The sequence below is a fragment of the Streptomyces sp. NBC_00247 genome (assembly GCF_036188265.1).
GTDB lineage: Bacteria > Actinomycetota > Actinomycetes > Streptomycetales > Streptomycetaceae > Streptomyces.
Map to the genome: position 1 here is coordinate 2,380,531 of NZ_CP108093.1, position 25,661 is coordinate 2,406,191.

Below are 25,661 nucleotides of genomic sequence, written 5' to 3' on the forward strand. Positions count from 1 at the left end.
GGACCGACACCATGACAACCGTCACGGCACCTCCGGAGCAGACCGCCGGAAGGGTCGCCGAAAAGCCGGCACCGGGCAGTGCTGCCCGGGCCCGCAACGACCGGATGCGCGCCCTGGACGGCCTGCGCATCCTGGCCGCCCTCATGGTCTGCATGTACCACTACGCCGGAAAGAACGGCAACGTCGCGGAGTCCTGGGGGCAGTCGCCCGGCGTCAAGTTCCCGACCCTGTCCTCCTTCGCCACGTACGGCAGCATGGGGGTCCAGCTCTTCTTCATCATCAGCGGCTTCGTCATATGCATGAGCAGCTGGGGCCGGTCGGTCGGCGACTTCTTCCGTTCCCGGGTCGCCCGGCTCTACCCCGCGTACTGGGTGGCGATCGTCCTTGTCACCACGGCCGCCCTGGTGCTCCCCGTGGTGGTGGAACCGGTGCGACCCGACGAACTGCTGGTCAACCTCACCATGCTCCAGCAGCCCATGGGGGTGCACCGGGTGCTGGGCGTCTGTTGGACGCTCTGGGTGGAGCTCCGCTTCTACGTGCTGTTCGCGGTGTTCGTCGTGTGGAAGGGAGTGACCTACCGCCGCGTGGTCGTCTTCTGCTGCGCCTGGACCCTGGCCGGGGCCTTCGCCCGCATCGCCGACAACCCGCTCACCGACGCGCTGGTCATGCGGGACCACGCCCCGTACTTCATCGGCGGCCTGGCCCTCTACCTCATCCACCGCTACGGCAGCGACCTCCTGCTGTGGGGCATCGTCCTGGTCAGCGTGCTGCTGGGCCAGCGGTACTCGGTCACGGCGAACTGGCACCCGGGCATGACCGGCGACTTCCAGCGGTCCCCCTACGTCATCGAGGCCATCGTGCTGCTGGCGTTCCTCGCGGTGGCGGCGGTGGCGCTCGGCTGGCTCCGGTGGGCGAACTGGCGCTGGCTCACCTTCGCGGGGACGCTGACGTACCCGTTCTACCTGGTCCACGAGCACTTGGGCTGGTTCGTGATCCGCCTCCTCAACCGCGGCCTGGAGCTGTCCCCGTACGTCACGCTGCCCGCGACGGTGCTCACGATGCTCACGCTGGCCTATCTGCTCCACCGCTTCGTCGAGAAGCCGATCGGCCCGCGCCTGAAGCGCACGATGGCGGCGCAGGCGCTGCGGGTGAGGGCCCGGGGGGCGTCCGGGTGAGGGGTCACCGCACCGCCTGATCGCGACGGCGGGGCAACACGGAGCGGGCCGTTCCACCCGGACACCGGGTGTGGAACGGCCCGTCTCGCGTTGTCCCCCCGTCGCGTGTCCCGCCGTCGCGTGTACCGACGTCCCGTGTGCCGACGTCCCGTGTGCCGACGTCCCGTGTGGCACCGCCGCCCGTGCCGCCGTCACTCCACGCCGTACCTCGCGCCGATCCCCGCGACGAGGATCCGAAGCCCCTCGGCGAACAACTCGTCGTAGCGGGTGAAGAGTTCGGCACCGGCCTCGGCGACCAGCGGGAAGTCCGCCATCCGCGCGGCCCGCTCGGACACGTCGTACCCGTCGTGGCGTTCGCCGGGCATGGGCTCGACGCCCTGCTCCTCGGTGACGAACCCCATCGTGTAGGCGTTGACGGTGGCGGTGGCCCGTACGGCCTGTCGGAGGTCGAATCCGGCGTCGACCATCACGCGGAGGTGTTCCTCCATGCCCGGCGCGTGGTCGATGCCGGTGAAGCGCGCCCCGCTGAAGACCTTCGCGCCGTCGCGGTAGCGCAGAAGGGCGGTCCGCAGGGCGGTCTGCGAGGCGATGATCCGCTCCCGCCAGCCCCGGCCCGCGAGGTCCGCCGTCTCCTCGACCAGCATCCGGCGGTACATCGCCGTGGCCATCTCGTCGAGGAGTTCCTGCTTGTTCTTGAAATGCCAGTACAGGGCGGGCGCTTGGACGTCCAGTTCCTTGGCGATGGCGCGCAGGGTCAGTCCGTCGAGGCCCGTCTCGTTCAGCAGCCGCAGTGCGGTCTCCGCGACCCTCGCCCGGTCGATCTTCGTCGTGCCCATTCCGCGCACTTTACCCCTCACCCCTTGACTCCTTAACGCCGTTAAGGACACACTCGCCGCATGGAACTTAACAACGTTAAGGACGGCAGTTCGCTGGACGCGGACGTGCTGATCGTCGGCGCGGGGCCCTGCGGTCTCGCGCTCGCCTGCGACCTGGCCCGGCGCGGGGTGCGCCACCTCCTGGTCGAACGCTCGGGAACCCTCTTCGCGGGCTCCCGCGGCAAGGGCATCCAGCCCCGCACCCGGGAGGTCCTGGACGACCTCGGAGTGGGCGGGGCGGTACGGGCGCACGGCGGGGCCGCGCCCGTCCAGATGCCCTGGAAGGACGGCGAGCGCCTGGGCGCGTACGACATGTTCCGCCGTGCGGCACCCACCGACGCGGAGCCGTACGGGGAGCCCTGGATGATGCCGCAGTGGCGGACGCAGGAGATCCTGCTCGCCCGGCTGCGCGAGCTGGGCGGCGACGTCGTCCTCTCGTCCGCCCTGACGGGGTTCTCCCAGGACGCCGACGGGGTCACCGCGCACCTCACCACCGGCGAGGTCCGCGCCCGCCACCTGGTCGCCGCGGACGGCGGGCGCTCCACGGTCCGGCGTGCGCTCTCCCTCGCGATGGAGGGCGAGACCGTCGACCCGTCCCCCATGCTGGTGGCCGACGTGCGGATCTCACCGGCGGCGCTCGACCGGCTCAACTGGCACATCTTCGTGCACGACGCGGGCCTGCTCACCCTCTGCCCACTGCCCGGCACGGAGGACTTCCAGCTGGTCGCGCAGTTCCCGGAGGGGAGGCCCGACACCTCTGCCGAGGGCGTACAGGCACTCGTCGCCGCCCGCACCCACCTCGGCGCGGACGCGGTCACCGAGGTCCGCTGGTCCTCGGACTTCCGGCCCCGCGCGGCGCTCGTCGAACGCTTCCGCCAGGGGCGCGTCCTCCTCGCCGGGGACGCCGCCCATGTGCACTCCCCGGCGGGCGGGCAGGGGCTGAACACCAGCGTCCAGGACGCGTACAACCTGGGCTGGAAGCTCGGCCAGGTGCTGCTGCACGGCGCCCCCGAAGCCCTCCTGGAGACGTACGAGCAGGAGCGCCGCCCGATCGCCGCGGAGATGCTGGGCCTCTCCACCCGCATCCACCGGGGTGAGCAGCAACGTGGTGAGGACGCCCAGCAGTTGGGGCTCGGCTACCGCGAGGGCCCGCTCTCCGAGGGCGCGGCGGGCGTGCTGGTGGCGGGCGACCGGGCGCCGGACGGGGACGCGGGCGGAGGGCGGCGGCTCTTCGACGTGTTCCGTGGCCCGCACTTCACCCTGCTGGCGGTCGGCACGGACGCCCCGCTGCCGGTGCCGGACGACGTCATGGTCCGGGTGCACCGCGCGCCGCTCTCGGCGGCGTACGGTTCCGGGCTGTTCCTGGTCCGCCCGGACGGGTACGTCGGCTGGGCGGGCACCACCGCCGAGGGCCTGGGCGCGTACGCCGCACGGCTGGGCCTCGCCCTGCCGGAACCGGCCGCCCGGTGACCCGGGCGGGACTCAGATGCCGCTGAGCGAGAGCTTCGCGGCGAAACCGAGGAAGAGCAGGCCGGCCGCCGAAGTGGCCGTCGCCGAGAGCCGCTTGCGGCGGCGGAAGGCGGCGGCGAGGCGGGTGCCGCCGAAGATCAGCGCGGAGAGGTAGAGGAAGCTCGCCAGCTGGAGCAGCCCGCCCAGCACCACGAACGAGAGCGCCGGGTAGGCGTAGTCGGGGTCCACGAACTGCACGAAGAAGGAGATCAGGAAGAGGATGGCCTTCGGGTTGAAGATGCTGACCACCAGGGCCCGGCGGTAGGGCCGCTCGCGCGCCCCGGCATCCGCCCCGGCGGCTCCCGGCTCCCCGGCGGCCGGGGTGTCCTCGGTGAGTTCGGCGACCCGCCGGGCGCGTTCCCGCCACAGCTCCCGGGCAGCTCGGAGCATCCCGAACGCCAGCCAGGTGAGGTAGCCGGCGCCCGCGTACTTGACCACGGCGAAGAGCAGCGGGGTGGTCTGGAGCAGGGAGGCGGCGCCGAGGGCGGACAGGGTCATCAGGACCGTGTCACCGGTCCAGACCCCGGCCGCCGCGACGTATCCGGTCCGTACGCCGCGCCGCGCCGCGACGGAGAGCACGTAGAGCGAGTTCGGCCCCGGCAGCAGAACGATGAGGACGAGGCCGACGAGGTAGGTCGGCAGATCAGTGACACCCAGCATGGGACGGAGTTTCGCACGCGCAGTGCCCGCACTGTCCAGGGGCCGAGGTCCGGCGCCACGGAACTTCCCTGGTCAGAGCCTGACGGGGAGGGCGGTCAGGTGCCAGTTGACCGCTGAGGCACCGGCGGTCGCTGCTTCGTCGAGAGCGGTCGCTGCTTCGTCGAGAGCGGTCGCTGCTTCGTCGAGAGCGGTCGCTGCTTCGTCGAGAGCGGTCGCTGGTCCGTCGGCGGCTTCGGTCAGGTCCGGGTCCGGGTCCGGTGCTGCCATGTCGGTTGCTCCTGCGGGCTCTTGGCCGGTCGGGGGTCCGGCGCCGATCGGGGCCGGACCATCCCCGTCCCATGGTCCACCCGGGCCGCCGGCTCCGAGCGGGCCCTGATTCCAATCCACCCGGACGAGCGCATTCGTGGGAAGCGTGGTTCCTCGTGTCGCCGTCGTACGAGGTTCGGCAACCGTGCGGGGCGGGAACGCGTCCCCCGTAACACAGGTACGCGGGGCGTTGCGGGCCATGGGGAGGCCGAAGTGACACGCACACGAGCGATACGTCCGTCCTCGACATCGACACCACCACCGGCCCCGGCACCGGTCCGTACGCACGGTCGCGGCCGGCCCGCGCGGAGGCTCGCCGCGACCGCCGCAGTGCTGCTCGCCGGGGCGGTCCTGGCGACGGGGTGCGAACCGGTGGAGGTGACCGGCGGTACGAGTGCCTCGCCCGTACCCGTACCCGGGTCGACCACCGGGACCGCCACCGCGCAGCCGTCCTCGTCGCCGCGGACTCCGACGCGGCCCCCTTCGGCGTCCCGGACCTCCGACGACAAGCCGTCCGCTCCCTCCGCGCCGTCGGCCCCGGCCGCGAGCCCCACCACCCCGGCGCCCTCGCCGTCCGCCCCGGCCCTGATGGGCATCGGATCGGAGGGTGCGCGGGTGCGTGAACTCCAGGCCCGGCTGCGGCAGGACGGGCACTTCACCCGCAACCCCACCGGCTATTACGGGACCCTCACCGCCACGGCGGTGGAGGCCTTCCAGCGCGAGCGCGGCCTCACGGCGACCGGCCGGACGGACTCCGTCACCTGGCAGCGGCTGCTGGCCGCCACGCGTACGCCCACCGCGTCCGAGCTCGACCCGCCGACCGAGCTTCCCGTGGCCGCTCCGGACCCGCGCTGCCTCAAGGGGAGGGTGCTCTGCATCAGCAAGGAGAGCCGGACCCTGGCGTGGATGGTCGACGGCCGGGTGGTCTCGGTGATGGACGTGCGGTTCGGCTCGGAGTACACACCGACGCGTGAGGGCGTCTTCTCCGTCTACTGGAAGTCGCGCCACCACGTCTCCACGCTGTACGGCTCCTCGATGCCGTACGCGATGTTCTTCAGCGGCGGCCAAGCGGTGCACTACTCGTCCGACTTCGCCGCGCGCGGTTACACCGGCGCGTCCCACGGCTGTGTCAACGTCCGCGACGAGAAGAAGATCTCCGCCCTGTACGCGCAGGTGAGGGACGGCGACAAGGTCGTGATCTACCACTGAGGCTCGGCACGACCGGCGGAGCGGGGAGAAGGGGCGCGGACGGGACCGGGGGAACGTGTCCCGCCCGCGCCGATGCGCGGAGCCGAAGGTACGGGGGGAACCCCGGCTCGATGCGCCGCCGATGACCAGTCGGCTCGCTTCCTACTGCGTCACCGGTCCGAAAAACGTCACAGCTGCCGACCGGATGTGACCGGTCCCACAGTGGCGGCCCGGATCGAGGACGGCCCGAGCGCGCCCGGCTACCCGCCGGATCCGCGGCCCCCACCGCGTCCGGCCCGCCCGGCGGTCGCGCTCGCCGCGCTCGCCTCGGAAGCGGGAGCGGGGGCGGGGGCGGCCGGGCCGGGACCCGCCGCCCACAACGCGGCGGGCGCACCGGGCGCGCCCGCGAACGGCGTGGCAGGCGGGGCGGTGCTCACGCCCGTCGCGGGCGACGACTTCGCGGTGGACTTCGCGGTGGACTTCGCGGTGGACTTCGCGGTGGACGTCATCCTGCTCCCTGCGGGAGCCGGGGCCGCCATGGGGGCGGGGCCGTCCGCAGGGGCCTTCCGGAGCGGGAGGGAGGAGGACTGGCCCTGCTGGTAGGCGTCCGGGTCCCACTCGTCACTGTCGCCACCGGTGCGGTCGGACCCGTCGCCCACGCCGTTCCGTTCCGGCCCGTCCGATCCGTCCGATCCGTCCGCCGTGCTGGGGCCCTTGGGGGAGGAGCCCGTGATGATCGCGCAGTAGGCCGTAATGTCCTTCTCTCCTCGCGCCAGTTGGGCGAGGAGGCGCCGTTCCCGGTCTTCCAGGTGCCCTTCCCGGTAGTCGTGGCAGTCCTCCACGACGGCGGCGTACCCGTCGGTGTCGCCGGCGCCGGAGCCGCCCGGGCCGCCGAGCGTGCCCCGGCCCGCGGCCCCGTCCCCGTAACCGCCCGCCCGGCTGCCGGGGGCGCCGGTGCCGTCCCGGCCGTCCGGTCCGCCGGTGCCCGGGGTGGCGTTCGCGCCGCCCGCCGCCTCGGAGGTCTTCCCCGAGCTTCCGACGGAGGCGTCGCCGGTGCCGTCCGGGGTGCCGGAGGGCGCGTCCGTAGGGGGCGTCTCAGGCGGGGCGCCGTCCGGCGACGCTGCCACCGACACGGTGCTCGCCGGAACGTGTTCCGCGCCGCCGAACGCCCCGGCCAGCACGCCCGTACCGGCCGCCACCGCGACGCCGCCGAGCGCGCAGCCCGCGAGCGAGGCAGCCAGGCCGATGCGCGCCGGCCGGCCGAGGCGGGGGCGCTCCCGGCGGCGGGACGAGGAGGGCGGCGTACCGAGCCGCACCGGGTCGAGCGTGCCCCCGCCCGGGGCCGTACCGGCCTCCGGGGCCGGCCCCACGGGGCGACGGTGACGCCCCGTCCCGGACGCCCCGCGCACCGGCCCCACCTGCCGGAAGGCGGCCAACGCCGCTTCCTCGCCCGGGAGTTCACCGTCGGCCGACGATCCCGAACGGGCCGCGCCGAGCGTCTCGGAGAGGCTCCGTGCGGTGGAACGCGCCTGAGCCCCGGGAGGCGCGACCGGTTCGCCGCGGAGCAGTCTCTCCGCCGCGTCCCTGTCGAGCCACTCGTCCTGCTCGTCGGCCATCACATGTCCTTCTGCGTCCACGGACGCGATTGCGTCACTCCGGGAACCACTCCCGCGGGCGCCGCCACACCACTCCGTCCCACGCGTTGCGCGGGTACGGCACCGAGCTCCGGTCCGGGCCCGTCCCGGCCCCCCGCACCGTGCGGCACCCCGTCGTTCCGCGGCCCCTGAGCGACCGTACCGGCCCATTCCGCTTCCCGCTGCTCGCCTCCCAGCATCTCCGCCAGCCGCTTCAGGCCACGGTGCGCCGCGGTGCGTACGGCACCGGGCCGCTTGCCCAGCGTCTGCGCGGCGCTCTTCGCGTCGAGGCCGACGACGACCCGCAGCACCACCGCTTCGGCCTGGTCCTGCGGAAGCCGGGCGATGAGCGCCATGGCCCGGCCGGTGTCGATGGCCTCCAAGGCCTCGCCCTCGGTGTCCGAATCGGCCGGACGTCCCGTCAGCTCCGTCTCGTCACCGCCGATCGCGGGCCTGCGTCCGCGCATCCGCAGATGGTCCAGGGAACGGTTGCGCGCGATCCGGGCCGCCCATCCCCGGAACCGGTCGGCGTCCCCGCCGAACCGGCTCAGATCGCGGGCTATCTGGAACCACGTCTCGGAGGCCACGTCCTCCGCGTCCGCGTCCCCCACCAGCGTTCGTATGTACCCCAACAGCCTCGGCTGCACAGCGCGGTACACAACGCGGAAAGCTTCCTCGCTGCCGCCCTGCGCCGCGAGCACCGCGGCGGTCAGCTCCGCGTCGTCCCCCAGCACCCCTCAACCGCCCTGCTGTCCCGAATCGCGGCTGGTCACCGCCGCTGCGCCACCCTGCGCGATCAGCACGCTACGTGCTGGGCGGGTGTTGCGTCCATGGCTTGTACAAGTCGCAACAAACCGACGGCGCCTGCCGGTGTGACAGAAAACGCCGTCGCGGCGCTGAGTGGAGTACGGGGCCGCACTGCGGCTTCGCGGAAGACGGCCGGGGCCTCTCCTGTGGGGGGTGGCGGCTTTGGCCGTCTTCCTCAAAACCCCCTCCGAACTGGCAATACGCAGCCTGAATGCCCCTCGGACGGCTGGCGCGTGACCCACGCATGCCTGCTTCGTCGATCTCTGTGGGCTCTGGCTCAGTTTCCGTGGAGTGCTGACCGACCGTAACGTCGACCTCCTGTGACCAGCGGTGAGAGGCTGACGTGAGCCAGTACTACGAGTTGGGCGACCGAACCCTGTGGAACCCGTCCCACGGGGCGTCGCGGCTGTTCATGAGCCAGGTCACCGTCTATCAAGCCGAAGTGGGGCTACCCTCCGGCATCGGCCCCATGGAAGCTGACGAGTGTCAGATCGACCCCGTCGCATTCGCAGCGTTCGTCGACGCCCTGCTCACCTGGCACGGCAAAACCAGGCACGCCGTCATGGCCACGCTGTCCGAAGGGTTCGTTGCCACGGTGCTGGCCTTGGCTCAGATAGCCGACATCGAGGTGAGCCGGCAGGGGGCCGACCGGGACGAGAGCCACTGTCTCAAGACGGCTTCGGATCCCCATGCGGAGGAGTGGACAGCTGAACTGCGGCAGAAGTCACGGGATCTTGTCCGGCACATGGCGCCCTCGTCCGCCAGCACCTCTGGCGACTCGGGGACGTGGCCCTACGTGTAGAGCAGGACACGCTTGCGGAGCGCATAGGGGGTCGACATGTTCCTAGCGGAAGAGCGCGTTTTCGATCCTGTTGAGGTACTGAAGCTCTACGACTCGGTCGGCTGGGAGGGCTACACCAGCGACGTGGACAAGCTCTGTCGCGGTCTGGTGAACTCTCACCTCGTCATCACAGCACGAGACGGATCGGGATCCCTCCTGGGACTGGCCCGGACCATCTCCGACGACGAACACATCTGTTACGTCCAGGACGTCGTGGTCGATCCGGCGAACCACAGGCAGGGAGTTGGCCGGGCGCTGGTCGAGCACTTGATGCTGCGCTACTCCCACTGCCGATTCTTCCTCCTCTCCACGGACCACGAGGCGTCGCCGGAGGGCAGCCGCAACCACGCGTTCTACCGGAGCCTGGGCTTCCTGTCCTTCGAGGAGAAGAGGATGGCGGGCTTCGGGCTGCCAAGGAACCGCCCTGACCTGCGCGATACGGCTCCATAGGCAGCGGATCTCGAGGAGTTGCGGAACGCCACTGGCCGGCAGGATCAGCCGGCCGAAGCCATCAAGCGGGCCCCCTGCACGGAACGCGTGCGGACGTCTCCCCTTGGTGCGGCGCGTCCGGCGTGGCGGGCCCGACCCCGCCCGCCCTCACCGGACCACTCCTCACGCCTGGTTGCGGGCCCGGCGGGACATGACCGCGCGCAGTACGCGGCGGCCCTCCGTCGAGTGGTCGAGCGCCCGTCGCAGCCCCGCGCCGCTGCCGGGTGAGCCGGCCGTCTCGGCGAGGATCTCCAGCAGCTCGCGCTGGCGGCGCAGTTCGCCCGTGACGAGCGGGCCCGCGTCGGCCTCGGCCCCGGCGGAGCCGATCCTCAGCAGCTCCAGCGCTTCCCGTTCGCCGCCCTCCGGCGCCTCCGGCAGCCCTGCGGTGTCCGCCGCCGGGTTGACCGCGTCCGGTGCGGGCGGCTGGTCGGCGCGGCGGTGGATCTCCAGAGAGAGCAGGGAGCAGGTGTCGGCCCAGGCGCGCAGGGGCCCCGCTTCGAAGGTCTCCGGGGCGGCGTCCAGTACCGCGCGGATGCGCGTGAGCGGTTCGGCGGGCGCCGGACCGGCACCGGCCGGTCCGTCCAGGGCCGCGACGGTCTCGCGCGCGGCGGTGAGGCGGGCGGCCCACTCGGTGCCGTCCTCGCAGCTCGCCCAGAGCGGGCGCAGCGGTTCCGGGCCCTCGCCCTCCGGGGCCGGGGGCAGACAGCGGTCGAGGCAGGCGAGGCCGCTCGCGGCCAGTGCACGCGCATCGGCGCGGGCGATGAGATCCCACAGGTTCATGACGTACCCCCACGGTCTTCTTTGTCGCGTACAGCGCCGTGTGGCGCGAATACGTCACCGCACGTCGGCAGGAAACGCCCGCCAGGGCGCCGCCGGAGCGCCCCACCAGCCACAACAATCCCAGAAAGTAGGAAAAATGACGCTGGTTCGGCGCGAATTTGATGGAGGAAACCTGGAGGAAACCAGGGGGACCCGGGGTGACCGACTCCCGCCCCGGCGGACGGATGGCTTGATTCCGCTTGTCCTCGCGGCTCGCGCGCCCCCCGGACGGCCTCCTCCGGCCCTCCGGCCGGCCCGGGCCCCCCGTCCGTCGCCCTCATCCGCGCCCGTCGATCTTTGAGGCCAGCGCGGTGAAAGCGGTCCAGCTCAGCGCCGGCTTCCCCGGCACCCAGAGCTTCTGGGCGGTGGCCGCGAGCGGCAGCCGGATGCCCGCGGCTACCTGCGCCTGCGTCTGGGCGTTCGGGAAGTCGCCCCAGACGGCGAACCGGCCGCCCAGGATCTGGTCGGAGTACTTCGCCGGGACGGGCCGGGTGCCGCGCAGCACGAGCGGGGTCCACTGTTCGTAGATCCGCTTGCCGGTCGGGTAGACGAAGGTGTTCGGCTGGCCGAGCACGTAGTAGAGGAACTCGTCGTTGAGGTTCACCACCGGGCGCCCCTCGCCCAGGTACGCCTCGGGTTCGCGGGCGCCGATCTCCTTGCCCGTCCAGTACTCGATCTCGATCCGCTTGTCCGCAGTCACGGTGCCGCCGCCGAAGAGGCCGTCGTTCCACGCCTTCGCGGTCATCCCCGCCGGGCGGACGACGGCGGCGCGGTCGTTGAGCCAGCCGGTGGCGAGGTCCTCGATGGTGGCGCCGTCGCCGTACTTCTGCCGCGCGGCGGCGAGGAGCTGCGGGTACGAGGCGTCCGGGTCCAAAACCGTGAGCGCCTGGTACTCGTCGGCGCCCAGGTGCCAGAACTTGCCCCCGAAGAGGCCGGTGAACTCGTCGAGCAGTTCGTCGATCAGCTTCGCCGACCCCGGTTTCGAGATGTCGAGGGACCCCTTGGACGGCGCCCCCGAGACGCTGCGGAGCTGGAGGTCGGGGTGGGCCCGCAGGACGGCGCCGAGGTGTCCCGGCGAGTCGATCTCGGGGATCACCTCGATGTGCAGGCTCTTCGCCAGCGCCAGGATCTGCTTCACCTGGGCCTGGCTCAGGTGGTCCGGGGAGACCACCTCGGGGTGCGACCGGGACTCGATGCGGAACGCCTGGTCGTCGGAGAAGTGCAGCCCGAGCTGGTTCATCTTGAGGTCCGCCAGGTCGCGGAGCCGGTCCTCGATCCAGTCGACGCTGTACGGCTTGCGCGCGATGTCCAGGTTGAGGCCCCGCTGTGGGCGGTCGGGGCGGTCGTTGACGACTCCCTCGGGGAAGGTGCCGTCCGCCTCGACCGACTGCTTGAGGGTGCGGGTGCCCCAGAAGACGCCGGCCTCGTCGGGCCCGCTGATGGTCACCCGGCCGTCCCGCACGGCGAGCTCGTACGACTCGGCGCCGGTCTTCGCCCCCTTGTCCAGGGAGAGTTCGACGTCACCCGTACGGGGGGCCGCCTCACCCCGGTAATGCAGCTTGAGTTCCCCGGCGAGCAGCCGGGCCTCGTCGGCGAGGGCGCCGCTGCCGTCCGCGACGACCACCCCGCCGGAGGAGGTGGGCTTCCAGCCGGGGCCACGTGCGGCCGTGTGTTCACGTACGGCGGGGATGGTGCGGGGCTCCTCGGAAAGGGCGTAGCTGCGGGTGGGCGACGGGGAAGGGGATATGGCGGGTGCCGACGACGCGGCGTCCCCGGTGGGCGCGGAGCCGCCGTCGTCGCCCGAACCGCAGGAGACGAGGACGAGCGTGGCGGCGGCGGTGAGGGCCGCTCCGGCGACGAACGCACCGCGTGCGGGGGGCGTGCCGCGTGAGGGGGACATGGGGGTGGAACCTCCGGGGCGTGGGGGGCGTGGAGGGCGGGACGTGAGGGAGATGCGCACGCCGCAGAGATACGCGCGCCGGGACACGGAGAGGGGCCTCCGGGCCTCACTTAGCCCGATCGAGGGACGCGACAACGGTCGTGATGTCAGTCAAACGTTCCGAAACTCTCTCGTTCGAGTGGTTTTCTGGGTTCCGCCGGACGGGTGTCGTCGGGTCTCGCTACGGTTGCGGCACATACGTCACTCCCTTCACTTTCGTCCCCCCGTGCGACCTCGCTGCCTTCCCGACCCCTCTCCGGGTCCTTGATGTTCATTCGTCCGAGGAGTTCACGCTGTCCAGGTCCAGCGAGCCCACCGCCGGTCAGCCGGAACAGGTGCGGCAGACCGGCCGGACGGGCCGTGCCGTCCGCGACCGTGTCCCCGCGCCCGCCCCACCGCACCGTGTCCCTGCGGACCCCGCCGACCCGGCCCCGGCCCCGGCCCCGACGGACCCGACCGTGACGGCCGATGCGACCGGCCCGACGGACCCTGCCGGGCCGAACGACCGCCGGCTCGCGGGACTCGCCCGGTTCAACGCGGCCCCGTTCCTGGTGGCGGAGGCCGCCCTGCTGGAGTGCTGCGGGAGTACCCGTTGGGCGCACCGCATGGCCTCGTACCGCCCGTATCCCGATCTGGACTCCTTGCTCGCCGCCTCGGACGAAGCGGGTTACGACCTGTCTCCCACGGATGTCGCCGAGGCGCTCGCCGGGGAGGCGGCCCCCTCGCTGCACGAGGACGCGCCCCACGCGGCGCGTCTCGCGCTGCACGCGGCACACGCGGCGTACGTGACCAAGTTCGGGCACCCCTTCGTCATCTGCCTGGACGGCCACCGCCCCTCCCACCACGTGGACCAGGTGCTCGCCGGCATCAGGGCCCGGCTGGCCCACGACGAGGACGAGGAGCGCTCGCTCACGGCGGAGGAGATGCGGCGGCTCGCCCGGGAACGCATCATCGAGCTGGTGACGGCGCCCTCCCCGGGCACGGCGCCGGACACGGGTGCGGGCAGCGAAACCCCTAGCCCGTCCGTGGCTGATCGATTGCCTCTTTGATCACAGCGAGGGCCCCGGCGCGAACGAACCGACAAAGCGTCGCTACCATGGCCGGGGCCGGTGGACCGTACCCGGCCGGGTCAGACCGACAGTCAAGCCGGCCGACCCCAATCCCCGCTCCCGGAGGGTTCTTCCGTGCCGGCTGGAACGCTGTACCGCGGCCGGGAAGGCATGTGGTCCTGGGTGGCTCATCGAGTCACCGGTGTCCTCATTTTCTTCTTCCTGTTCGTACACGTCCTGGACACCGCTCTCGTCCGTGTCTCCCCCGAGGCGTACGACGACGTCGTCAACACCTACAAGACCCCACTCGTCGCGCTCCTCGAGTACGGCCTGGTCGCCGCCATCCTGTTCCACGCGCTGAACGGTCTGCGGATCGTCGCCGTGGACTTCTGGTCCAAGGGACCGCGCTTCCAGAAGCAGATGCTCTGGACCGTGCTGGGCATCTGGATCGTGCTGATGGTCGGGGCCCTGTACCCCGTCCTCGGTCACGCCGTACGTGAAATCTTCGGGAGCTGAGGCCCATGTCGACCGAGACCTCCTCCGCGATCGGTGACGTCGAAGGCGTGCGCCTGTACGACGTCGACCACCCGGCTCCGGTGATCGAGCCCCCGCGCAAGCGGACCGGCAAGACGCCGAAGTCGACGCGCGGCAACTTCGAGATGTACGCCTGGCTCTTCATGCGCCTGTCGGGCATCGTGCTGGTCGTCCTCGTCATCGGCCACCTGCTGATCCAGCTGGTGCTCGACGGCGGCGTCTCCAAGATCGGTTTCGCCTTCGTGGCGGGCCGGTGGGCCTCGCCGTTCTGGCAGGTCTGGGACCTGGCGATGCTCTGGCTGGCCATGCTCCACGGGTCCAACGGCCTCCGTACGGTCATCAACGACTACGCCGAGCGGGCGAACACCCGCTTCTGGCTCAAGATGCTCCTGTACACCGCCACGGTCTTCACCGTCCTGCTGGGCACGCTGGTGATCTTCACCTTCGACCCGAACATCCGCTAGGCACCGGGCCAGAGGGACCAGAGGAAATCATGCAGATCCACAAGTACGACACCGTCATCGTCGGTGCCGGCGGCGCCGGTATGCGCGCGGCCATCGAGTCCACGAAGCGCAGCCGCACCGCCGTGCTGACGAAGCTCTACCCCACCCGCTCCCACACGGGCGCGGCGCAGGGCGGCATGGCCGCCGCGCTGGCGAACGTGGAGGAGGACAACTGGGAGTGGCACACCTTCGACACGATCAAGGGCGGCGACTACCTGGTCGACCAGGACGCCGCCGAGATCCTGGCGAAGGAGGCCATCGACGCCGTCCTCGACCTGGAGAAGATGGGCCTGCCGTTCAACCGCACGCCCGAGGGCCGTATCGACCAGCGCCGCTTCGGCGGGCACACCCGCAGCCACGGTGAGGCCCCCGTCCGCCGGTCCTGCTACGCCTCGGACCGTACGGGCCACATGATCCTCCAGACGCTGTACCAGAACTGCGTCAAGGAGGGTGTGGAGTTCTTCAACGAGTTCTACGTCCTGGACCTCCTGCTCCAGGAGGACCCCGAGACCGGCGTGAAGAAGTCCGCCGGTGTGGTCGCGTACGAGCTCTCCACGGGCGAGATCCACGTCTTCCAGGCGAAGGCGATCATCTTCGCCTCCGGCGGCACCGGCAAGTTCTTCAAGGTGACGTCGAACGCGCACACCCTGACCGGTGACGGCCAGGCCGCCGCGTGGCGCCGCGGGCTGCCGCTGGAGGACATGGAGTTCTTCCAGTTCCACCCGACGGGCATCTGGCGCATGGGCATCCTGCTGACGGAGGGCGCCCGCGGTGAGGGCGGCATCCTCCGCAACAAGGACGGCGAGCGCTTCATGGAGAAGTACGCGCCGGTCATGAAGGACCTCGCGTCCCGTGACGTCGTGTCCCGCTCCATCTACACGGAGATCCGTGAGGGCCGCGGCTGCGGTCCCGAGGGCGACCACGTCTACCTCGACCTCACGCACCTCCCGCCGGAGCAGCTGGACGCGAAGCTCCCGGACATCACGGAGTTCGCGCGTACGTACCTCGGCATCGAGCCCTACACGGACCCGATCCCGATCCAGCCGACCGCGCACTACGCCATGGGCGGCATCCCGACCAACGTCATGGGCGAGGTGCTCTCGGACAACACGACCGTCGTCCCGGGCCTCTACGCCGCCGGCGAGGTCGCGTGCGTGTCCGTGCACGGTGCCAACCGTCTGGGTACCAACTCGCTGCTCGACATCAACGTCTTCGGACGCCGGTCGGGCATCGCCGCCGCCGAGTACTCCGCGGAGAACGACTTCGTCGAGCTTCCCGAGAACCCGGCGCAGATGGTCGTGGACCAGGTCGAGCGCCTGCGGAACTCCACCGGCACCGAGCGGGTCCACGCGATCCGCCTGGAGCTCCAGGAGTGCATGGACGCCAACGTGATGGTGTTCCGCACCGAGCAGACGATCAAGACGGCGGTCGACAAGATCGCCGAGCTGCGCAAGCGCTACCGAGACGTGTCCATCCAGGACAAGGGCAAGCGGTTCAACACGGACCTGCTGGAGGCCGTCGAGCTGGGCAACCTGCTCGAACTGGCCGAGGTCATGGCGACCTCCGCGCTGGCCCGCAAGGAGTCCCGCGGCGGTCACTACCGCGAGGACTTCCCGAACCGCGACGACGTCAACTTCATGCGCCACACCATGGCGTACCGCGAGGTCGCGGCCGACGGCACCGAGTCGATCCGGCTCGACTACAAGCCGGTCGTCCAGACCCGCTACCAGCCGATGGAGCGTAAGTACTGATGGCTACCCCGACCCTGGAGAAGACGAGCGCCCCCGAGCCGGGCTTCGCCGACACCCCGTACATCACCGCCACGATCCGGATCCGCCGCTTCAACCCGGAGGTCTCCGAGGAAGCGGTCTGGCAGGACTTCCAGATCGAGATCGACCCGAAGGAGCGTGTGCTCGACGCCCTTCACAAGATCAAGTGGGAGCTGGACGGCACGCTGACGTTCCGCCGTTCCTGCGCGCACGGCATCTGCGGCTCCGACGCGATGCGGATCAACGGCAAGAACAGGCTCGCCTGCAAGACGCTGATCAAGGACATCAACCCGGAGAAGCCGATCACGGTCGAGGCCATCAAGGGCCTCACGGTCCTCAAGGACCTCGTGGTCGACATGGACCCGTTCTTCCAGGCGTACCGCGACGTCATGCCGTTCCTGGTCACCAAGGGGAACGAGCCGACCCGCGAGCGCCTGCAGTCCGCCGAGGACCGCGAGCGCTTCGACGACACCACCAAGTGCATCCTGTGCGCCGCGTGCACGTCCTCGTGCCCGGTGTTCTGGAACGACGGCCAGTACTTCGGCCCGGCGGCGATCGTCAACGCGCACCGCTTCATCTTCGACTCGCGCGACGAGGCCGGTGAGCAGCGGCTGGAGATCCTCAACGACCGTGACGGCGTGTGGCGTTGCCGCACGACGTTCAACTGCACGGACGCCTGCCCGCGTGGCATCGAGGTCACCAAGGCCATCCAGGAAGTGAAGCGCGCGCTGATCACGCGCCGTTTCTGACCCGGACGGTCCGACGGGAGGCCCCGTCCACCGCACGCGAAAAGCGGCGGTGGACGGGGCCTCTTGGGTATGTTCCCTGCCGGAACGGTACGGTCGTGTGCGCAGTGCCGGACGAGAGAAACGGGGACATGGTGAGCGAGCCGAATCCGTACGCGGACGATGCCTACAAGTGGGGTCCGCCCCAGCAGCCCTCCAACCCGCCCACGGTGGCGGACGGTCAGGGGTATGGCTACCCCGCGGGCGGCCCGCCGGCGTACGGCTATCCGCAGCCGCTGCCCGAGTCCGCGGCCCAGCAGGGGCCGGGGTACGGCTACCCGGGCCCGGAGCAGCAGCCGACGATGGGCGCCAACTTCCCTGTCCCGCAGCAGGGTTACGGCGGCGGACCGATGCTGAGCATCGGCGACATCGCCATCATGAACGATTCGGTCGTCACGCCGTCGGGGACGATGCCCCTCAAGGGCGCGGTGTGGACGGCGACGGACATGTCACGCACCGAGGAGAAGATTCCTACGGTGGCGATCGTGCTGGCGATCATCTTCGCGCTGCTCTGCCTGGTGGGTCTGCTCTTCCTCTTGATGAAGGAGAAGAAGACCACCGGCTTCGTGCAGGTGACGGTGACCAGCGGCGGCCGTCACCATTCGACGATGATCCCGGCCAGGGACGCGAACACCTTCCCCATGATCATGGCGCAGGTCAACACCGCACGTTCGATGAGCGTCTGACCCGACCACCGGCGTCCGGCCGCCCCGTGCCGCCGCTCAGGCGCAGGGGGCTTCCGGTTCCGGGCCGTGTTCGGCGGCCAGCAGGACGCGTCGCAGCAGGGAGTTGAGCTGGACGCGCCCCTCGGCGTCCAGCGCTCCGATCAGCCGGGTCTCCTCGTGGCCGAGGTAGTCCATGGTTCCCGTCCAGACGGCCCGGCCGGCCGGGGTGAGTTCCACGACGACCCTGCGCCGGTCGGTGGTGGAGGGGGTGCGGCGCACATAGCCGCGGCCCTCCAGCACGTCGAGCCGTCCGGTGACGGAGGCGGGCGCCAGGTCGAGGGCGGCGGCCAGTTCGGACGGGGCGGCGGAACCACCGCGTCCGGCCAGCTCGTGGAGCGTCTCGAACTCCGGTCGGTCCAGGTCGGCGTCGGCGAGCGACTGCTCCCTGACCCGCCGCAGATGTGCGGTGATCTTCTGCATCCGGGTCACCGCGCCTTCGACGTCGGGATCGAGCCCGGGAAGCACCGGCTTCCACCGCTCTATGTGGCTGTCGACCCGGTCGCGTGGCTGCATGGCGGAATCGTACGCCCGCCGGGGCGGGCACCTCACCGCACCCGTTCCAGGCGGAGCGATCCGCGAACTCCCTTATTTCGATGGCGAATTATTCGGAACCGAAATAAGCTGTGTCCATGCCATCCCACCCCCTGCGCACCCGCGCCTTCGCGCTGCTCTTCGCCGGCCAGACCCTCTCCCTGGCCGGCGACGCCGCCGTGCCGGTCGCGCTCACCCTCGCCGTCTACCAGGCCACCGGATCGAGCGGCGCCCTCGCCCTCGTACTCACCTGCGCACTGATCCCCAAGGTGTTGCTGCTGCCGCTCGGCGGGGTGATCGGCGACCGGTTCGACCCGAGGACCGTCGCGCTCGCGACCAACACCGTACGGGCGGCGGGACAGATCTTCGTCGGGCTGGAACTCCTCGGCAAAGACCCGCACATCTGGCAGATCGCGGTCGCCGAGGCGGTCGGGGGCATCGCCGGGGCCTTCTCCATGCCGACCGCCGCCCCGCTGGTCCGGGGCACCGTGGACGACTCCCAACTGCTGCGCGCCAATGCCCTGATCGCCTCGGTGAACGGGGCGGTGAGGCTCGGCGGGCCGGCTCTCGGCGGCACTCTGGTCCTCACCGCGGGGGCCGGGTGGGCGTTCCTGCTCGACGGCGCGAGCTTCGCGGCGTGCGCCGCCCTGCTGGCCGCGATCCGGGTGCGGCGCGTCCGGGTACCCCACTCCTCGGTCCTCGCGGACCTCAAGGAGGGCTGGAGCGAGGTACGCGCCCGGGACTGGTACTGGCCCACCCTGATCGCGCACGGTGTCTGGAACGGCGCGGCGGCGGCCCTGGCCACCCTCGGCCCGGCGGTGATCGTCGGCGCGCACGGCGACGAAGGCGCCTGGGTCACGCTCATGCAGGTCGGCTCGGCGGGAGTGCTGGCGGGCTCCCTGCTGGCCGGCCGGGCCAAGCCGCGCAGGCCGGTCCTGGTCTCCACCCTGGGCCTCTCGACGTACGCCCTGCCCCTGGCGCTGCTCGCCGCCTCGGCGCCCGCCTGGGCCACCATCACCTCGTACGGACTCGCCCTCACCGGCCTGGGGTACCTCGGCCCGGTCTGGGACACCTCGGTGATGTCGGCCGTCCCGGAGCAGGTGCTGGCCCGGGTCACGTCGTACGACTGGCTGATCTCGATCGCCGCGATGCCCCTGGGGTACGTACTCGCCCCGCTGGCCGCCTCGGCGGTGGGGCCCGGACTTCCGCTCGGGGTGGCGGCAGCCGCGGTGCTGACGGCCTGCCTGGCCACGGCCGCGCTGCCGGGCGTCCGGCACTTCGTGGCCGAGCCGGACCCCGGCGCGGCACAGGGCCCCGAGGCGGCCCCGAAGGCGCTCGCCCCGACCCCTTCTTGAACATGTTCAAGAAGGGGTCTACAGTCCATGACAACGGTTTATTGAACACGTTCAAAGGGGCTGGGGCATGGACCTCACCGTGGTCGCGTACATCATCTATCTGGTCGTCAGCGTGGCGCTCACCGTCTGGGTGGCGCGCACGCTGAGCCGTAACGGGCGCATCTTCATCGCGGACGTCCTGAAGGGGAACGAGAAGCTCGCCGACGCCGTGAACCATCTGCTGGTGGTCGGCTTCTACCTGGTGAACCTGGGCTTCGTGACGCTCTATCTGCGCAACACCGACGACATCGCGGACGCCCGCGCGCTCTTCGACGCGCTCTCGCCGAAGATCGGCGTCGTCCTCCTGGTGCTCGGCGCCATGCACCTGGGCAACGTCTTCGTCCTCAGCAGGATGCGCCGCCGTGGCCTGATGGAGCGTGAGCAGACCCCGCCGGTACCGCCGCAGGGCTGGACCGGGCCGCAGGGCCCGTGGGCGGCCCCCGCCGCCGGACGGTGAGCCGGGTGCTCCGCGAGGGAGCCGGGGTGCCCGCCACGGGGGCGGGCACCCCGGCCCGGCGGACCGCGGTCCCGGTCCGGCGGCTCACCGTGCTGTACGACCCCCACTGCTCGCTCTGCGTCCACGTGCGCCACTGGCTGCGGAGGCAGCGCCAGCTCGTCCCGCTGGACCTGGTGCCCGCCGCCTCGGAGGAGGCCCGCCGGCGCTTCCCGGAGCTGGACCCCGCGACGACACTGGAGGAGATCACCGTCGTCGGCGACCAGGGGCAGGTCTACCGGGGCACGGCGGCCTGGATCGTCTGCCTGTGGGCTCTCGCCGACCACCGGCCGAAGGCGCACTGGCTCACCACTCCGGCGGGCCGGCCCTTCGCCCGCGCGACGGCGCTGGCCGCCGCGAAGTACCGGTCGGCGACGGCCGCGCCCTGCGGCCCGGACGGCACCTGCGCGGTCCCCGCGCCGGAAGCGGACGGATAGCCTTGGGGCCGTGGCGAAGGACGAGCGGGACACCAGGGACGAGAACGGCGCGGCGGACGGCCAGACCCCGCGCGGCGCGGACGGGCGGCACCCGCGCGGGGACGCGGCGGACGCACGGACGGCGCGGCGGGCGGCGGCGCCCCGGGACACCGAGGCACCCGCCGTCCACTCCCCCGCCCCGCCGGCGGCCGAGGCCGGCGCCACCACCGACGAGAAGGGCGCCGGCCGGAGCACCGCCAAGAGCGAGCAGACCCGCACGGTCATCCTGGAGACGGCTCTGCGGCTCTTCCAGGAGCGCGGTTACGACAAGACCACCATGCGGGCCATCGCCCAGGAGGCGGGCGTCTCGGTCGGCAACGCGTACTACTACTTCGCCGGCAAGGAACACCTCGTCCAGGGCTTCTACGACCGCATCGGCGCGGACCACCGGGCCGCCGCCCGGATCGTCCTGGACCGCGAGACCGATCTGGAGGCCCGGCTCGCGGGCGTACTGACCGCCTGGCTGGACGTGGCCACGCCGTACCACGAGTTCGCGGCGCAGTTCTTCAAGAACGCGGCCGACCCGGACAGCCCGCTCAGCCCCTTCTCCGCGGAGTCGGAACCCGCCCGCCAGGCCGCCATCGCCCTGCACCGCGAGGTGCTGGCGGGCTCGAAGGCGAAGGTCCCCGAGGAGCTGGCGGACGCTCTTCCGGAGCTGATGTGGCTCTCCCAGATGGGCCTGGTCCTCTACTGGGTGTTCGACCGCACCCCGGACCGCGAACGCACCCGGCGGCTCGCCGTCCGGGGCGCCCGGCTCACCACGCGGGGCGTCGCGCTCGCCCGTTTCCGGGTGCTGCGGCCGCTGGTGCGCGAGGTGCACGAGCTGTTCACGGACTTCCTGCCGGGGATGGCCTCGGCGGCGGTGGCGAACAAGAAGACGTGACGTCCGTCCCGGCGGCGCGCAGCCGTCCCGTCTTTTGACATACCTATGCCGTCAGACCTAAAGTCCGGACCATGCCCGCCACCCGCGCGTCCGCGCAGGACGACTCCGCAGCCTCCGCGCTCGCGTCCGTCCTGCCCGCGCTGAACCGGGCACTGGACCGTCGGATCGCCCAGGACTTCCCGGGCCCCAAGCCGCCGGAGGGGCAGCTCGCGCTGCTGCGTTTCGTGTCGAGTCACGAGGGCTCCACCGTCCGCGAGGCGGCCGACGCGCTGCTGATGCGGCCGAACAACGTGAGCGCTCTCGTCTCCCGGCTCACCGTGGCAGGGCTGCTGGAGCGCCGCCCCGACCCCGCGGACAAGCGCGTCGCGCATCTGTACCCGACCTCCCGGGCGAGGCGCGAACTGGCCGAGGTCCGACGCCTCCAGGGCGTCCACCTCGCCCGCGCGCTGGAGTCCCTCACCGATGGTGAGCAGGACGCGCTGGGGTCCGCGCTCGGCGCGCTGAACGCACTGACGGACGCGCTGCACCCGGCGCCCGCGGCCGAGTAACCCCCTCCCCGGGCACCCCGGAGACCCCCGGACATCCGGGAGACCCCGGGACACCTCGGAGAACCCGGGACACCTCGGAGATCCCAGGAGAGCCCGAGGCTCACTCCCGTCCTCCGCGTCCCGGCCCACCCGCGCGCCCTGCCGGCACCGCGGCCCCTCCGGCGTTCCAGGACGCACCGCCCGCGTGGCACACCCCCGGACACCCGGGGGCCTCCGGGCTTTTCCGGTAACCCCTCCCTCAGAAGGACAAGGCACACCCATGTCGTCCACCATCGTGGATCCCTCACCCCTGCCCGCTTCCTCCCCACCCCCGGCGGCCGCGTCCGCGGGACGCCGCGCGAACCCCTGGCTGACGCTCGTGGCCGTCTCCTTCGGGCTGTTCATGGTCCAGCTCGACGCGTCGGTGGTGGCCATCGCCAACCCCGAGATCGGTCGCGACCTCGACGCGTCCACGGCCGGCCTCCAGTGGGTGACCAACGCGTACCTGCTGGCCCTCGCCGCCTCGCTGATCCTGGGCGGCAAGCTCGGCGACCGGTTCGGCCGGCGCACCTACTACCTGGTGGGGGTCGTCGGCTTCACGCTCGCCTCCGTCGCCATCGGACTGTCGGGCTCGATCGAGGGGGTCGTCGGCTTCCGCGTGCTCCAGGGCTTCTTCGGCGGCCTGCTGATGCCCAACACCCTGGGTCTGCTCCGCGCGGTCTTCCCGCCGCGCAAGTTCGGCATGGCGGTGGGTCTGTGGGCGATGGTCTCGACCGTGTCCACGGCGCTCGGCCCGATCGTCGGCGGCCTGCTGGTCGAGAACGTCGGCTGGGAGTCGGTCTTCTGGGTCAACGCGCCCATCGGCGTGATCGCGGTACTGGTGAGCGCGTTCGTGCTGCCGCAGAGCAAGGACTCCACGGGGCACCACCGCTTCGACGTTCCCGGAGTGGTGCTGCTGGCGGCCGGTCTGATCTGCGTGGTCTTCGGTGTGGTCAAGGGTGAGACCTGGGGCTGGGGTTCGGCCGGGACGCTCGGCACGATCCTGGCGGGCTTGCTGGTCCTGGTGGCCTTCGGCTTCTACGAGACGCGCCAGGAGCACCCGTTGCTGCCGATGCGGCTGTTCCGCATCCGCTCCCTCACGATCGGCGCGGTCGTCACCGCGCTGAACTTCTTCGTGATGCTCGGCGTGCTCTTCTTCGTGATGCTCTACCTCCAGAACGTGCGGGGCTTCTCGCCGGTGGAGGCCGGGGTGCGCATCCTGCCGCTGAGCCTGGCCTCGCTGGTGGCCGCGCCGCTGGGTGCCGCGCTGACCGGACGCTTCGGTCCGCGTCTGACCATGCCGCTGGGCATGGTGCTCCAGGCGGCCGCGACCTTCACCATGCTGACCTGGGAGACCGATTCGTCGTACGCGACGATGTGGCCGCCGTTCATCGCGCTCGGGCTGGGGGTCGGCATCGTGCTCTCCGCGTCCTCGGACGCGATCGTCGGACAGGCTCCGGTCAGGGACGGCGGAGTGGCGGGCGGCCTCCAGGCCACCGCGCTGCAGATCGGCGGTGCGCTCGGCACCTCGGTGCTGGTCTCGTTGATCAGCGGCCGGGCCGGCTCCACGCTCGTCGGCGAACTGACCGGTGCGGGGGTGCCCGCGCGCGTCGCGGACGGCCTGGCCGGGGCCGGGGACGCGGTGTCGATGGGTGTCGCCCCGGTCTCCGCCGCGATGCCCGCCCCGCTCCGGGCGGCCGTCGTGGAGGGCAGCGGCCAGGCGTTCATGAACGGCGTGCACACCGCCGTCACCGTCACCGGCGTCCTCTGCCTGGCGGGCGCCGTCGTCGCGGCGGCGGGCCTGCGCCGGGGGCCCACCGCGCACTGACGGGCCCCCGCCCGACCCCGTACCCACGAGAACGGCCCGCCCGCGGAATCCCTTCCGCGGGCGGGCCGTTCGTGCGGGTGGCGTGCGGACCACCGGCGGATCAGATCCGCTTCAGCTCCCAGAGGCGCCACAGGCCGGTGCCGTCGGAGAGGTACTGCGAACCGGAGATCCCGGTCTTGGCGATGACGTAGTCCTTCTTCTGCCACAGCGGGACCAGCGGCACGTCCTCGCCGACGATCTGCTGGATCTCCTTGAAGTCGTTCGAGGTGCGGCTGCGGTCCTCGTACTGCTGGGTGTCGGTGACGAGCTTGTCCAGCTTGGCGTTGGAGTAGCCGTTGTGGAGACTGCTGTCGGTGCCGACGAGCGGCTGGCCGAAGGTGTCGGGGTCCGGGAAGTCGGGGAGCCAGCCGACGGTGTACGCGTCGTACTTACCGGCCGCGTACCCCTTCTGGAACGCCTGCCACTCCACTTCCTTGACGGTGACCTTGAAGAGCCCGTCCTTCTCCAGCTGACGCTTGATCTCGGCGGACTCCGCGGTGGTCGCGCCGTCCGGGCGGAACGCGAAGGTGATCGGCACCGGGATCTCGGCGCCGGCCTCCTGGAGCAGCTCCTTGGCCTTGGCCACGTCGGGCTGCGGGTAGGTGTCGAAGAACGGCGTCGAGTGGCCGATGAAGCCCTGCGGGATCAGCGAGTAGAGCGGCTCGACGGTGGAGTCGTAGACGTTGCCGACCAGCGGTCCGCGGTCGATCGTCCAGGCGATGGCCTGCCGGATGCGCTTGTCCGAGAGCGTCGCGCCCTCACGGACGTTGAAGACCAGGTTGCGGATCTCGGCGCTGTCCATCTCGGTGATCTGCACGTTCGGGTCGGCCGGGTTGATCTTGGCGATCTCGGCCGGCGGCAGCTGGCGGTGCGTCACGTCGAGGCCGCCCGCCTTCCAGGCGGCGAGCAGCTTGTCGGAGGTCTCGTAGTACTTGACGTCGATCGCCGCGTTGACGTGTCTGATCGCGCCCCGGTAGCTGGTGTTGGGCGTCATCGAAGCCTTGACACCGGCCTCGTAGGACTTCAGGACGTACGGCCCGGAGCCGTCCACCTTGTTGTCCGTGCGGAGCTTGTCCTTCGGGTACGTCGCCGGATCGACGATCGCACCGGCGCCGGTGGCGAGCTTCGCGGGGAAGGTCGCGTCACGGGCGGACAGGTTGAAGGTGATGTCGCGGCCGTCGGTCACCACGTTCCGCAGGCTCGGGAAGAGGATCGCCGGGCCGACATCGGAGTTGATCTTCATCAGCCGGTCGAAGGAGTACTTGACGTCCTTCGCCGTGATCTTGTGACCGTTGGAGAAGGTCAGGTCGTCCCGCAGCTTGCAACGGTAGGTCGTGAGCTTCTGACCGATGAACTGGCAGCTCTCCGCGGCATCCGGCTCGGGCACGATGGCTCCGGACTTGAAAGTCATCAGAGTCTGGTACAGGTTGCTGAAGAGGGACCAGGATCCCGCGTCGTACGCACCTGCCGGGTCGAGCGAGGTGACCTCGTCGACAGTACCCACAGTAATCGGCTTGCCACCCGCCTCACCGGAGGGGAGAAGCTGCCAGGCCCCGACCCCTGCGATGATCAGTACCGCGCATATCGCAAGAATCCGTACCCGGATCGAACGCATTGCCGTGCTCTCCCTTACCAGCCCCGCCGCGATCAGCGCGCGCATACGCGCACATCACCGCATGTTCGCGCTCACTCAATCACAGGATTTTCGCATCTGGAAGCCCAAACGGGTGACCGATGGCCTTTTGACTGACGCTGGATGCCCCAGCCGTCAAGAGGCAGGGCACACCTGTCCATTGAGTGGGACAACCGTCACGCGGGGTGACGAAAACGAGGTGCGGGCGGGG

Annotated in this window: 26 protein-coding genes; 17 read left to right on the forward strand and 9 right to left on the reverse strand. The window is 71.2% G+C overall.

Annotated features, from left to right (window positions below; genetic code table 11):
- The first annotated feature begins 11 nt into the window (after window positions 1–11).
- Window positions 12–1,175 carry an acyltransferase family protein gene (locus OHT52_RS09885; RefSeq protein WP_328719757.1) on the forward strand — a complete coding sequence of 388 codons (1,164 nt, stop codon included), beginning with the start codon at window positions 12–14 and terminating at the stop codon, window positions 1,173–1,175.
- 191 nt (window positions 1,176–1,366) lie between these two features.
- On the opposite strand, the gene OHT52_RS09890 is transcribed toward OHT52_RS09885, so the two are convergent.
- Window positions 1,367–2,011: a TetR/AcrR family transcriptional regulator C-terminal domain-containing protein gene (locus OHT52_RS09890; RefSeq protein WP_328719758.1), complete on the reverse strand. Its 645-nt coding sequence runs from the start codon at window positions 2,009–2,011 to the stop codon at window positions 1,367–1,369.
- A 60-nt stretch (window positions 2,012–2,071) separates the two neighbouring features.
- Between OHT52_RS09890 and OHT52_RS09895 the strand changes: the two genes are divergently transcribed.
- Window positions 2,072–3,520: an FAD-dependent monooxygenase gene (locus tag OHT52_RS09895; protein ID WP_328719759.1), complete on the forward strand. Its 1,449-nt coding sequence runs from the start codon at window positions 2,072–2,074 to the stop codon at window positions 3,518–3,520.
- Window positions 3,521–3,532: 12 nt separating this feature from the next.
- Here the strand turns inward: OHT52_RS09895 and leuE are convergent, their stop codons facing one another.
- Together leuE and OHT52_RS09905 are read right to left on the reverse strand one after the other, a co-directional pair.
- Window positions 3,533–4,219 (reverse strand): leucine efflux protein LeuE, encoded by a 687-nt coding sequence (gene leuE / locus OHT52_RS09900; protein WP_328719760.1) that lies wholly within the window; start codon window positions 4,217–4,219, stop codon window positions 3,533–3,535.
- Window positions 4,220–4,291: 72 nt separating this feature from the next.
- On the reverse strand, window positions 4,292–4,486 hold the full coding sequence (locus OHT52_RS09905; protein ID WP_328719761.1) for a hypothetical protein: 195 nt from the start codon (window positions 4,484–4,486) through the stop codon (window positions 4,292–4,294).
- 252 nt (window positions 4,487–4,738) lie between these two features.
- On the opposite strand from OHT52_RS09905, the gene OHT52_RS09910 reads away from it, so the two are divergent.
- Window positions 4,739–5,734 carry a L,D-transpeptidase family protein gene (locus OHT52_RS09910; protein ID WP_328719762.1) on the forward strand — a complete coding sequence of 332 codons (996 nt, stop codon included), beginning with the start codon at window positions 4,739–4,741 and terminating at the stop codon, window positions 5,732–5,734.
- 239 nt (window positions 5,735–5,973) lie between these two features.
- On the opposite strand, the gene OHT52_RS09915 is transcribed toward OHT52_RS09910, so the two are convergent.
- Window positions 5,974–7,329, reverse strand: coding sequence for a hypothetical protein (locus tag OHT52_RS09915; RefSeq protein ID WP_328719763.1), 1,356 nt, complete (start codon window positions 7,327–7,329; stop codon window positions 5,974–5,976).
- Entirely contained in the window at window positions 7,329–8,081 is a 753-nt protein-coding gene (locus OHT52_RS09920) for an RNA polymerase sigma factor (protein WP_328719764.1), read from the reverse strand. Before OHT52_RS09920 ends, OHT52_RS09915 begins: the two co-directional genes overlap by 1 nt.
- A 416-nt stretch (window positions 8,082–8,497) precedes the next feature.
- Here OHT52_RS09920 and OHT52_RS09925 point away from each other — a divergent pair, with 416 nt between their 5' ends.
- Window positions 8,498–8,956: a DUF6086 family protein gene (locus OHT52_RS09925; RefSeq protein WP_328719765.1), complete on the forward strand. Its 459-nt coding sequence runs from the start codon at window positions 8,498–8,500 to the stop codon at window positions 8,954–8,956.
- A gap of 36 nt (window positions 8,957–8,992) precedes the next feature.
- Window positions 8,993–9,445, forward strand: a complete 453-nt coding sequence (locus OHT52_RS09930) for a GNAT family N-acetyltransferase (protein ID WP_328719766.1) — start codon at window positions 8,993–8,995, stop codon at window positions 9,443–9,445.
- Between the two features lie 162 nt (window positions 9,446–9,607).
- On the opposite strand, the gene OHT52_RS09935 is transcribed toward OHT52_RS09930, so the two are convergent.
- Window positions 9,608–10,264, reverse strand: a complete 657-nt coding sequence (locus tag OHT52_RS09935) for a hypothetical protein (protein WP_328719767.1) — start codon at window positions 10,262–10,264, stop codon at window positions 9,608–9,610.
- Window positions 10,265–10,580: 316 nt separating this feature from the next.
- Window positions 10,581–12,203 (reverse strand): family 20 glycosylhydrolase, encoded by a 1,623-nt coding sequence (locus OHT52_RS09940; protein WP_328719768.1) that lies wholly within the window; start codon window positions 12,201–12,203, stop codon window positions 10,581–10,583.
- A gap of 497 nt (window positions 12,204–12,700) precedes the next feature.
- Here OHT52_RS09940 and OHT52_RS09945 point away from each other — a divergent pair, with 497 nt between their 5' ends.
- The 6 genes from OHT52_RS09945 to OHT52_RS09970 all read left to right on the forward strand — a co-directional run bounded on the left by OHT52_RS09945 (window position 12,701) and on the right by OHT52_RS09970 (window position 17,568).
- Window positions 12,701–13,291, forward strand: coding sequence for a 2-oxo-4-hydroxy-4-carboxy-5-ureidoimidazoline decarboxylase (locus tag OHT52_RS09945; protein WP_328719769.1), 591 nt, complete (start codon window positions 12,701–12,703; stop codon window positions 13,289–13,291).
- 135 nt (window positions 13,292–13,426) lie between these two features.
- Window positions 13,427–13,807 (forward strand): succinate dehydrogenase, cytochrome b556 subunit, encoded by a 381-nt coding sequence (sdhC, locus tag OHT52_RS09950; protein WP_328719770.1) that lies wholly within the window; start codon window positions 13,427–13,429, stop codon window positions 13,805–13,807.
- A gap of 5 nt (window positions 13,808–13,812) precedes the next feature.
- A complete protein-coding gene (locus OHT52_RS09955) occupies window positions 13,813–14,289 on the forward strand; it encodes a succinate dehydrogenase hydrophobic membrane anchor subunit (protein WP_328719771.1) in 477 nt (158 codons plus the stop codon).
- A 29-nt stretch (window positions 14,290–14,318) separates the two neighbouring features.
- Window positions 14,319–16,079, forward strand: coding sequence for a succinate dehydrogenase flavoprotein subunit (gene sdhA / locus OHT52_RS09960; RefSeq protein WP_328719772.1), 1,761 nt, complete (start codon window positions 14,319–14,321; stop codon window positions 16,077–16,079).
- Window positions 16,079–16,846, forward strand: coding sequence for a succinate dehydrogenase iron-sulfur subunit (locus OHT52_RS09965; RefSeq protein WP_328719773.1), 768 nt, complete (start codon window positions 16,079–16,081; stop codon window positions 16,844–16,846). Before sdhA ends, OHT52_RS09965 begins: the two co-directional genes overlap by 1 nt.
- 131 nt (window positions 16,847–16,977) lie before the next feature.
- The gene (locus tag OHT52_RS09970) at window positions 16,978–17,568 is read left to right on the forward strand and encodes a hypothetical protein (protein ID WP_328723681.1); all 591 of its coding nucleotides are present in this window, start codon (window positions 16,978–16,980) and stop codon (window positions 17,566–17,568) included.
- Window positions 17,569–17,604: 36 nt separating this feature from the next.
- On the opposite strand, the gene OHT52_RS09975 is transcribed toward OHT52_RS09970, so the two are convergent.
- On the reverse strand, window positions 17,605–18,120 hold the full coding sequence (locus OHT52_RS09975) for a MarR family winged helix-turn-helix transcriptional regulator (RefSeq protein ID WP_328719774.1): 516 nt from the start codon (window positions 18,118–18,120) through the stop codon (window positions 17,605–17,607).
- A 116-nt stretch (window positions 18,121–18,236) separates the two neighbouring features.
- On the opposite strand from OHT52_RS09975, the gene OHT52_RS09980 reads away from it, so the two are divergent.
- From OHT52_RS09980 to OHT52_RS10005, 6 genes are all read left to right on the forward strand, one after another.
- Window positions 18,237–19,493, forward strand: a complete 1,257-nt coding sequence (locus OHT52_RS09980) for an MFS transporter (protein WP_328719775.1) — start codon at window positions 18,237–18,239, stop codon at window positions 19,491–19,493.
- Between the two features lie 67 nt (window positions 19,494–19,560).
- Complete coding sequence (locus OHT52_RS09985) at window positions 19,561–19,989, forward strand: hypothetical protein (RefSeq protein WP_328719776.1); 429 nt, start codon at window positions 19,561–19,563, stop codon at window positions 19,987–19,989.
- A gap of 26 nt (window positions 19,990–20,015) precedes the next feature.
- Complete coding sequence (locus OHT52_RS09990) at window positions 20,016–20,462, forward strand: thiol-disulfide oxidoreductase DCC family protein (RefSeq protein WP_328719777.1); 447 nt, start codon at window positions 20,016–20,018, stop codon at window positions 20,460–20,462.
- Between the two features lie 262 nt (window positions 20,463–20,724).
- The gene (locus OHT52_RS09995; protein ID WP_443046781.1) at window positions 20,725–21,384 is read left to right on the forward strand and encodes a TetR family transcriptional regulator; all 660 of its coding nucleotides are present in this window, start codon (window positions 20,725–20,727) and stop codon (window positions 21,382–21,384) included.
- Between the two features lie 71 nt (window positions 21,385–21,455).
- The gene (locus OHT52_RS10000) at window positions 21,456–21,932 is read left to right on the forward strand and encodes a MarR family winged helix-turn-helix transcriptional regulator (RefSeq protein ID WP_328719779.1); all 477 of its coding nucleotides are present in this window, start codon (window positions 21,456–21,458) and stop codon (window positions 21,930–21,932) included.
- Between the two features lie 259 nt (window positions 21,933–22,191).
- The gene (locus OHT52_RS10005; RefSeq protein WP_328719780.1) at window positions 22,192–23,778 is read left to right on the forward strand and encodes a DHA2 family efflux MFS transporter permease subunit; all 1,587 of its coding nucleotides are present in this window, start codon (window positions 22,192–22,194) and stop codon (window positions 23,776–23,778) included.
- Window positions 23,779–23,878: 100 nt separating this feature from the next.
- On the opposite strand, the gene OHT52_RS10010 is transcribed toward OHT52_RS10005, so the two are convergent.
- On the reverse strand, window positions 23,879–25,432 hold the full coding sequence (locus tag OHT52_RS10010; protein WP_328719781.1) for an ABC transporter substrate-binding protein: 1,554 nt from the start codon (window positions 25,430–25,432) through the stop codon (window positions 23,879–23,881).
- Window positions 25,433–25,661: the final 229 nt, after the last annotated feature.

Bases quoted from the DNA above. Each gene is read 5' to 3' on its own strand.
- OHT52_RS09930 (WP_328719766.1), top strand. From the start codon at position 8,993: ATGTTCCTAGCGGAAGAGCGCGTTTTCGATCCTGTTGAGGTACTGAAG.
- OHT52_RS09985 (WP_328719776.1), top strand. From the start codon at position 19,561: ATGGACCTCACCGTGGTCGCGTACATCATCTATCTGGTCGTCAGCGTG.
- OHT52_RS09980 (WP_328719775.1), top strand. From the start codon at position 18,237: ATGCCATCCCACCCCCTGCGCACCCGCGCCTTCGCGCTGCTCTTCGCC.
- leuE (WP_328719760.1), bottom strand. From the start codon at position 4,219: ATGCTGGGTGTCACTGATCTGCCGACCTACCTCGTCGGCCTCGTCCTC.
- OHT52_RS09955 (WP_328719771.1), top strand. From the start codon at position 13,813: ATGTCGACCGAGACCTCCTCCGCGATCGGTGACGTCGAAGGCGTGCGC.
- OHT52_RS09965 (WP_328719773.1), top strand. From the start codon at position 16,079: ATGGCTACCCCGACCCTGGAGAAGACGAGCGCCCCCGAGCCGGGCTTC.
- OHT52_RS10000 (WP_328719779.1), top strand. From the start codon at position 21,456: ATGCCCGCCACCCGCGCGTCCGCGCAGGACGACTCCGCAGCCTCCGCG.
- OHT52_RS09905 (WP_328719761.1), bottom strand. From the start codon at position 4,486: ATGGCAGCACCGGACCCGGACCCGGACCTGACCGAAGCCGCCGACGGA.
- OHT52_RS09890 (WP_328719758.1), bottom strand. From the start codon at position 2,011: ATGGGCACGACGAAGATCGACCGGGCGAGGGTCGCGGAGACCGCACTG.
- OHT52_RS09895 (WP_328719759.1), top strand. From the start codon at position 2,072: ATGGAACTTAACAACGTTAAGGACGGCAGTTCGCTGGACGCGGACGTG.
- OHT52_RS09885 (WP_328719757.1), top strand. From the start codon at position 12: ATGACAACCGTCACGGCACCTCCGGAGCAGACCGCCGGAAGGGTCGCC.
- OHT52_RS09940 (WP_328719768.1), bottom strand. From the start codon at position 12,203: ATGTCCCCCTCACGCGGCACGCCCCCCGCACGCGGTGCGTTCGTCGCC.
- OHT52_RS10005 (WP_328719780.1), top strand. From the start codon at position 22,192: ATGTCGTCCACCATCGTGGATCCCTCACCCCTGCCCGCTTCCTCCCCA.
- OHT52_RS09935 (WP_328719767.1), bottom strand. From the start codon at position 10,264: ATGAACCTGTGGGATCTCATCGCCCGCGCCGATGCGCGTGCACTGGCC.
- OHT52_RS10010 (WP_328719781.1), bottom strand. From the start codon at position 25,432: ATGCGTTCGATCCGGGTACGGATTCTTGCGATATGCGCGGTACTGATC.
- sdhA (WP_328719772.1), top strand. From the start codon at position 14,319: ATGCAGATCCACAAGTACGACACCGTCATCGTCGGTGCCGGCGGCGCC.
- OHT52_RS09975 (WP_328719774.1), bottom strand. From the start codon at position 18,120: ATGCAGCCACGCGACCGGGTCGACAGCCACATAGAGCGGTGGAAGCCG.
- OHT52_RS09915 (WP_328719763.1), bottom strand. From the start codon at position 7,329: ATGGCCGACGAGCAGGACGAGTGGCTCGACAGGGACGCGGCGGAGAGA.